6 protein-coding genes and 1 pseudogene are annotated in these 7,708 nt (G+C 42.9%); 5 read left to right on the top strand and 2 right to left on the bottom strand.

The window, feature by feature from the left end; genetic code table 11:
* Positions 1 to 598: DUF6444 domain-containing protein (locus tag B1A75_RS18985; RefSeq protein WP_176202451.1), on the bottom strand; the 598-nt coding region annotated here is incomplete at its 3' end.
* Between the two features lie 187 nt (positions 599 to 785).
* On the opposite strand from B1A75_RS18985, the gene B1A75_RS18990 reads away from it, so the two are divergent.
* The 5 genes and pseudogenes from B1A75_RS18990 to B1A75_RS20085 all read left to right on the top strand — a co-directional run.
* The gene (locus B1A75_RS18990; RefSeq protein ID WP_254866666.1) at positions 786 to 2,630 is read left to right on the top strand and encodes a UvrD-helicase domain-containing protein; all 1,845 of its coding nucleotides are present in this window, start codon (positions 786 to 788) and stop codon (positions 2,628 to 2,630) included.
* A complete protein-coding gene (locus B1A75_RS18995) occupies positions 2,623 to 5,154 on the top strand; it encodes a PD-(D/E)XK nuclease family protein (protein WP_254866667.1) in 2,532 nt (843 codons plus the stop codon). The genes B1A75_RS18990 and B1A75_RS18995 overlap by 8 nt, the downstream gene beginning before the upstream one ends.
* The gene (locus tag B1A75_RS19000; protein WP_254866668.1) at positions 5,129 to 6,415 is read left to right on the top strand and encodes a UvrD-helicase domain-containing protein; all 1,287 of its coding nucleotides are present in this window, start codon (positions 5,129 to 5,131) and stop codon (positions 6,413 to 6,415) included. Before B1A75_RS18995 ends, B1A75_RS19000 begins: the two co-directional genes overlap by 26 nt.
* A gap of 37 nt (positions 6,416 to 6,452) precedes the next feature.
* Positions 6,453 to 6,809: a 3'-5' exonuclease gene (locus B1A75_RS20495; RefSeq protein WP_254866669.1), complete on the top strand. Its 357-nt coding sequence runs from the start codon at positions 6,453 to 6,455 to the stop codon at positions 6,807 to 6,809.
* A gap of 13 nt (positions 6,810 to 6,822) precedes the next feature.
* Positions 6,823 to 7,014: pseudogene (locus B1A75_RS20085) on the top strand (YdbC family protein); the annotation flags it as partial.
* A 392-nt stretch (positions 7,015 to 7,406) separates the two neighbouring features.
* Here B1A75_RS20085 and B1A75_RS19010 read toward each other — a convergent pair.
* Positions 7,407 to 7,708 (bottom strand): IS66 family transposase (locus B1A75_RS19010; protein ID WP_139761776.1); only part of this gene is annotated, 302 nt, incomplete at its 5' end.

Here is a 7,708-nt window from a genome sequence, read left to right on the forward strand (position 1 = left end):
CCGTAATCCGTTCGCACGGAATCAACTGCGCGTGATTCCAGTATAACAGGAGTGAAGTGATGACCGGTCCATATTGTACATGATTGGTGACATAGAAAGGGAACTCCGCCTGCTGGACAAGTCGGCATTCCGTCCCACTCTTGATTTCCCGCTCATGTTGARTGACTTCCATGCGAACCACTGGGAGGTCGAACACTTGGCGAATGTCTACTTGAAGTGGATCGACATGTTCTAAAGAGTGACCACATCCTTTGCATTGGGTCACACGGTGAAGGACTCGATGGTCAGGATTCGGTGCTTGGCGGAGCGTCGTTCCTTGGTGCCCTGGCTGTCCTCCCGGCCGTTTCTCCGACGGTTGGCGAGAAGGAGATTTCGCCCCAAACCGGTCAGAGGACGGCGGTAAATGACTATTCGTACTGTTTTTTTTCGTACGGGCTTCTAATTCTGCAATACGTGCTTTCAATTGCTGGTTTTCTTGTCTTAACTGTTTATTTTCGTTGATGAGTTTTTCGATGGTCTGTGCTTGACGTTCGATGTTTGCCACCATGCTTTCGAGTGTGAAGACCGCTTCTTGGAAGCCAAAAGCAACATTTGCCATTGTGTTCACCTCCCATGTCTATGATGGTAATTAGTATAGACAAGGAAGGTACGAACAAACCGGCTCTCGTAAATTTTTTCTATGTACGGGCTGAATAGTTACWYMGRMGTTGTTAGAWWAKCYAAAAAACTATTACSATTTAACGRAGKATARAAAATATTTAGAGYGGAYSKWWSMWGYAGRATGGATGTTTATCGGCACCATTCACTCGTTTGCTAGGGAGTTTCTCGTCACGGAAGGGCAAACGTTAGGGTTTTCGCGGTCGATGGAGGTAAGGAGTTACAAACATGAGCGGAGACGGCTGATCGAAAAGTATATTGACCAGTTCTCAGTTGAATGCCCGGAGATATACGAACGTTTTCGACACATTCCTCACTATCAAATCATTCGTTCTTTTATCGCCATGATCGAGCAGCTGCATAACAAATCGGTCTCTGTTGAAGCGATTGGGCAGCTCCATTTCGGGGCAGACAGCCATGGATTTCATGAGTTTGCCGATTATGTCATCAAACATGTTATTCGGGAGCTTGATGAACAGAAAAAGACGGAGGAAACGTTGGAAATTAGTGATTTAATCAGCCGTCTAGCATCACTCAAGAATCTTTCTTCCGATCAGCTCCGGCTGTCGATCCGTTATTTGTTTGTCGATGAATTCCAGGATACGGATGAATCACAGGCAGCATTCATCAGTTGGTTGGCAGAGAAGTATGGTTGTCAGTTGTTTGCGGTTGGGGATGTGAAGCAAAGCATTTATCGGTTCCGGGGCGCGGACTATACGGCGTTTCTTCAATTGCAACAACAGCTGGAAACAGCGAATCAAGTGTATAAAGAGTATTCGTTGCAAAAGAATTACCGATCAGCACCGACATTATTAACACAATTGAACGTCTTATTTCAGAAATGGACAAAAATCGTTGAAAAGTTTCCATTTGATGATACGGACAAGCTGATTCCGGCGCAAGAGGAAAGCTGCGAAGAAGGATTAGTTGCGTTAGATATGGATGATGCCACTCTAAAATATTTGCTTCGCCGTTTGTATCGCGAAGATGTTGCCGTCTTAGTCCGCTCAAACCGTGAAGTGCTGGAAATGGTGGATAGAATTGAGAATATGGGGTTCTTTTGTGAAGCAGCTGTGTCAGGAACTTTTTACCGTTCATTGCCAGTGAGGGAATTTTATTTGTTGATCCGGAGGTTTACCCACCCGTATGTTCCGAAGGATCGTTATCTCTTTCACCAAAGCTCCTATGGGGAGAATGGACTGACCATTGCTAAAGTGTTATCGGCTTATACGCCGGAAACGTCTTTTATTCTTGATCTATTGCAGACATTTGATAACATGGGCCGATGGGAATGCGAATGGAACATGTCATCAGCCATTGCCGTGTTGCAAAACATCATTGACGAAGTTCGGCCGCATGAAGTCTTTCGGCTTCGCTACTATAACCAGTTGAGGTCCCGGTTTCCTGATGGGGATGTGGAGATGCAGCGGAAGGAAGCCATTGCGAAAATGAAGGAATACAAAATGAACTTGGACCGCCTCATTTTTTTCATCAAAAAGGAATTTGGCGATTTTCATGCTTCTTTCTATGATCTGGAGAAATTTTTATCAATAAAAATGGCAACAGACACCTCGGAGAATGAACGAAAAGTAACGAGCGATGTCAATCACCGGATCAAAGTGATGACCGTCCACAAGGCAAAGGGATTGGAGTTTGACTACGTACTCATGCCATTGACGCGCCATCCGTTTATTAAGCAAGGGAAAACGGATGTAATCTTAATTTCCGACCGAGCGCAGTGGAAACTGGGATACAGCATTGATTGGGGTGATATGGAATTTAAAAATAATTATTACAATGAATATGCCGGTTCAGAAAAGAAAGAAATGATCGGTGAAGAAGTCCGGTTGCTGTACGTAGCGTTGACGCGGGCGAGAAAGGCGGTTTATGTAAACAGCTCTTCCCAAATGAATCCATATCAAGCGCAGTGTTGGAGTGACTTGTTAGAAAGCGGGGAGATGTTGGTTGTTTAAAGTCAAGTACTACCAGCACACAAAACATTTTTACGAACGGTTCAGAATCCGCCAAGGCGAAATCCATCTTACACAAAGTGCCGCTTTGGCGCAATATTTGCGGAATGTCAATGAGGCATCAGTGAATCAAGTGTTGGCGTATCATTCGTTTGTGAAAAAATTGTTTCCAAACTGGCATCATCCACATACTGAAATCTATTTGCGGTCGATGATACGCCAATACATTCATCAACATGCTCCAGAGAAAAAGATGAGCTATTTGGAGAAAAAGGTTCGCGATTTTTATTTATCTCTCCGTTTTTTAATCGAGATGGGGATGACGCGGTTGTTTGACTTTCCGAGCATGCAGCTGAAGGAAGAACAAAAATTTCTGATTGGCATGTTCGAGCAGCTCAGAAATGACCCTATCGTCGTCAGCTATCGGCAAGAGCGAGCCCATCTGACCAAGAAAAAAATCGCGGAGAAATTGAATATCGATACTGACATTCATACCGTATGTATTCACCATTTCGATTACATTGATGCTGTACGGATGATGATGTTTTATCAATTGCAACAAATAGGATTGCATGTCATATTTTATATTCCATTCAATTCCAATGCTCTAAATGTTTATCAAACATGGCGTGAAATTTATGAACGGGTGAGCGGGAGCGAGTATAGCCGTTGGGAATGCGTCGAGAGTTCCCAGCCGCGCCGAGGCGCCAAATTTGCCCGATATTTGGACGATCGTTTTCCGGATCAGGAAGATCCATTGCGTCACGTTCGCTTTTTCATTTTTGATCATCCAACGGAATTTAAAGAGTATTTGCAAAAACATCCGATTGTAAAAAACCATAATGAAGTAGTCGCTAAATATGAAAAAGATTTAAACATATACACAAATTGCACCAGAAACGATCATTTTTACGCCAGCCGCTATGGACAATTTTTCTTGTCTTTGCAAAACTGCAGAAAAACAAACGATGGCATTTTCTTAACTTATGACGATTACGTCAATATGATGACGTCAGGGTGGGTGCAGTCCGGACATGTAAACGGTACGCAAGCATTGACGTTGCTGATTGATTTGCGCAGTTATATGGACGGCGTGAAAAGTTTTCAAGATATCATGGAACGCCTGCAAGCGCTTGTTGATCTTCAGGAAGTCAGCCGCGTATTTGATGAAACTGCGAAGGAGCAGGCGGGGCGTCACCGACTGAAGCGTTATTTAAGCAACCCGTTTCGCTGTTTTCCATACGTGCATCAGTCTAGATACGGAATCACTGTCAAGCAGTTGGTCGAATGCACGAAAGATTTAGCTCGAAAAGTGAACCGTCTGCTATTGGGGGAAAGGGAAAAGAGAAATGTCAGGGTGTATATTAAAGAACTGAACGACATCTATGTGGCTGTAAGCGGCCAGTGGGAACCTAGTGCTAAACAAAAGATGGAAAAGTTATTTTCCGTTTCTATTCCTGCTGACTGGGAGTTTACGATGGAAGAGTTATACCAGTTTCTCACATTGCACTTAGGTACAGAGGAAGATGAGGAAGACGATGATCAAGACAGTCCACAAATTGTAAACATTGACCAGTTGGTTGGAAAAACGTTGATTGCACATAACATTCACGTAACAGGCTTATCGTTGCAAACGTTTCCTTGGAAACAGTCTGAAATGCCACACTTGTTGACGCATAGTTGGTTGAAAGAATGCATTCGCCGTTCATTTGTTGCTGCGAATCGAATCATGCGGATGAATGCGCTTGTAGTTGATTATTACTCACGAAATGTTACGAGAAATACTGCGCTATATTCCATTTATCATCTTCTGGCGTATGGCAAGGGACAAATTACTTTTAGCTATATTAAAGATTTGTACGATCATGATGGACCAAGCATTTATTTCACTATCTTACAGGAATTATATGGGCCAACGGAAGAAGTTGCAGAGGAGCAACCCGAGGAGTGGAAATGGGAAGAAGAGACCGTTGTCCAAGAGGAGATACCGAAAGAACCGTTACAGGCTATTCCCGATTTGCTATGGCTGGACAGCGATTTTTGCCAGCGAAAATTCTTTTTCAATGCGTTTGTTGAACATCATCCGATTTACGAAAACGATTTTCATCAGCAACAAGCTTTTGCGATCATCGGCAAACTTCTTGCTGAACAAGGGGATGGAGAAGCGCTGGTGCGGGAGACCATATTCCCTTTATTTCCGCAATGGACAAACGCGCACAAGCAAAACTTGTTGGATACAACCTATCCCTCCAGCCTAAGAACGTATAAATCATATCAAAATATTTATTATCCAAAGGCAATGAAGCGGCTTCAACGTTTAGGAAGCAAATATATGGTCACAAAAAATTGGAAAGCGAAATATCAATATGACCATGACACCTTCCGAATTGACGAGCATATAAAAGAATTTCTTGCAAGTGTTCAAACAAAGGAAATCGAAGCAAGAAGCGGACAACATTGCCGCATGTGTCCATTCCTGCATGTTTGTAAGGACGGTGAGTATGTCATCGATGCAAACGACAGCTGATCTCCGTAAGAAACGTCTAGACTTTGCCAGACGATCAGCGCGAGCTTGGCAAAATTACTTCGATGCCCATGGTCTGTTGCCTAATATTACGCTAAGCCCTGAACAAATTTCCGTTGTCCAGCAAGACGAAGACCAAATGTTGATCAACGGTTCGGCGGGCACCGGCAAAAGCCTGACATTAATTTATAAGTTGCTAAAAGTCATGGAACAGGAAAATGAACCGAAGCGCATTTTATATTGTTCGTTTAATACGACGCTTGTTGAAGATGCCAGAAAACGAATCGAGCAGTCGAGCAAGTTTCATGAGATCAAAGACAAACATACCTTGCATATGGAAACTTTTCACTATATGGCGGCAAGGATTTTAAGGGAAATTGGTTTTCCAAACGCAGAGTTTTTGCGGATCAACCTTGAAAACTTGCGGCGCTATGAGGACGCCATTACACGCCGTACGATAGCACTTGTAGATACTTTTATGGAAAGCGAAGAATATAAAAAGCTGCCGCTGGAACAAAAACTTTACAAAACCCATGCGGGTACGTTTTTAATGGATGAAATTCTTTGGATGAAAGCGAACGGTTTTGTCACAGAAGAATCGTACTATCATTGTGAACGGGCGGGAAGGGGAAACATCCCGCGATTAACCAAAGAGCAGCGCCGAACGATTTTCTATTTGTATAAGGAATATGAGAAAATGTTAAAAAAACAGTTTCACGATCATTTAGATTTGGAAGATTATGCTTTGTTGCTGTTGAAACATTTTGAGGATATTCCGGATTCATTGAAGTACGACTATATTTTTGTCGATGAAGTTCAGGATTTGCAGGCGATGCAATTAAAGGCCTTGGTCGGATTGGCCAAAAAATCAATTGTTGTCTCCGGCGATCCGAAGCAACGTATTTACAAACGAAGCCCGTTCTCTTATCGGGATTTAGGGTTGCACATCGAGGGGAGGAAAACGAGAAACTTGCGAACAAACTACCGATCAACAAAACAAATCATGAAACTGGCAAGTAGTTTGGAGTTCATTGATGAAGAAAATGACCGTTTGGATGACCAACGGTTTGTGAGAGAAGGGAAAAAACCGTCGATCTACTTTTTCCCGAGCTCGAAAGAACTGGTTTGTCATCTAGTAAGCCAAGTAAAAGCTATTCAGAAAAACGACCCGGATGCGACGATTGCCGTCATCCACCGCCATGATGCGGATGTATATGCCATCTATCGATGTCCGGTTCTTATGGAATTAAAGAAACCACTTTGATGTCATCACCACATCCCAATATGGAAGAAGATTTGATTTGAACAAACAAAAAAAGCCGATCTTTTTTACGGATGCATATAGCGTCAAAGGGCTTGAGTTTGATTATGTATTTTTGATTCATTTTGACCGTGATCATTATCCGAATAAAAAGAGGATTGAAGAGTTGGATAAACGAGCCGGCGACAATAAAAATAGTGACGGCTACAAGGCAGATTTTGACGCTATACTCAATGATGAAAAGAAAGTTCTTTATGTCGCAATCACCCGAGCAAAAAAAGAAGTGCAGTTGATGTATACTGGCCGCAACTTTAGAAGTATTTGTCCTTTTGTAAGAAATTTTCATAAAGAAGATTACGATGCCTTTGGCTTTGATTCAAGTATATATTCCAAGTAAGGGAGCGGTTTGTTTGGCAACGATTCAGTTTGAAATCAAAAAACGAATTGCGACGTTGTCTAGTTCGCCCAAAGGATGGAATAAGGAGCTAAATCTTGTGAGCTGGAACGGATATCCCCCAAAGTATGATATTAGAGATTGGGATTCTTCATATACGAAAATGGGAAAGGGCGTTACCCTTTCAGAAGTGGAAGCGAGAAAATTATATTATGCGTTAAAACAGCTGTTTGAAGAAAATTCATCTGAAAACTCCAGCGTGCAAAATGGGGATTGGCGGAAACGAATCGATGAATGGACGGAGAACTCTCCGTTATTTATTCAACAAATCAAGAATGTACTAATATTTATGAACGAAAAAGGGTACCCTGTCGAGAAGCAAAGGCAATTACTAATGGGAATCCAATCAGCACCGTCTGAAGAAGCGCTGCAATATGAAATAGAAAGTATTAGTAGCATCTATCCTTCATTCTATAGAGAGTTGAGCAGCCTAGTTCGAAAGTTAGAGGAAGGGGAATTGGGACAGTATCTATTCAGCCCAGTACTAGCGAGATTTTCAGAATCCAGCACCAATAGGGCATTCCCAGTATCGAAAATGCCCTAGGAGGAATGGAGAATCGTTTGAAGAGGCTCTCCGCTTAGAAGTCTTTGCAACGATTCCCACACCGGCTTTCCGTGTTTTTGCAGGGTGGAAACGACGCTGCGGATGACACAGAAAGCCTCGGCATCGTCTTCCTGACGAAACGTKCCAGAGATTTTTTGTTTGACTTTCACMATCCGTAAATCGCGTTCGGCTGGGTTCGTGTCAAACGGCACTTCTTTCTTTCGCAGGAAGAGAAGCGCGTAGTGATTGCGCTTTTCTCGTCGCCGGATGACCTTTTCCGCTTTGCGGACACCTAGAT

Origin of the sequence: Geobacillus sp. LEMMY01 (assembly GCF_002042905.1) — a bacterium.
GTDB lineage: Bacteria > Bacillota > Bacilli > Bacillales > Anoxybacillaceae > Geobacillus > Geobacillus proteiniphilus.

Excerpts from the sequence above, each read along its gene's own strand:
- B1A75_RS18990 (WP_254866666.1), top strand. The coding sequence starts at position 786 with ATGTTTATCGGCACCATTCACTCGTTTGCTAGGGAGTTTCTCGTCACG.
- B1A75_RS19000 (WP_254866668.1), top strand. The coding sequence starts at position 5,129 with ATGTCATCGATGCAAACGACAGCTGATCTCCGTAAGAAACGTCTAGAC.